The sequence below is a fragment of the Escherichia sp. AM3 genome, assembly GCF_032029835.1.
GTDB classification, from domain to species: Bacteria; Pseudomonadota; Gammaproteobacteria; order Enterobacterales; family Enterobacteriaceae; genus Escherichia; species Escherichia coli.
This window is the reverse complement of the sequence record NZ_JAVUPQ010001021.1, coordinates 1-266: the sequence shown is the minus strand read 5'-3', so window position 1 is coordinate 266 and position 266 is coordinate 1. Positions and strand designations below refer to the sequence as shown.

Sequence of the window (266 nt, the reverse complement as noted above, 5' to 3'; positions counted from 1 at the left end):
GAGCAATCTTGATGCGATGGATATCACCGCGCCTTACACCGCAGGCGCGCTGCGTGGCGGCAGCCACGTCCACGTTTTTAGCCCGAACGGGCAGTTCGTCAGCTTTACCTACAACGACCATGTGCTGCACGCGCGCGATCCGCAGCTGGATTTGCGTAACGTCGGGGTGGCGGCGCCTTTTGGCCCAGTAAACCCACAGGGGAACCATCCGCGGGAATATGCCGGCACCTTCTGGAGCGTACTGGTAAGCCGTACAACGCCGAACC

At 61.3% G+C, this 266-nt stretch carries 1 protein-coding gene; it reads left to right on the top strand.

Annotated elements, in window-relative coordinates; genetic code table 11:
- Positions 1-266, top strand: a 266-nt coding sequence (locus RTW80_RS29520) for a DUF3748 domain-containing protein (RefSeq protein ID WP_312721679.1), incomplete at both ends; no start/stop codon positions are given.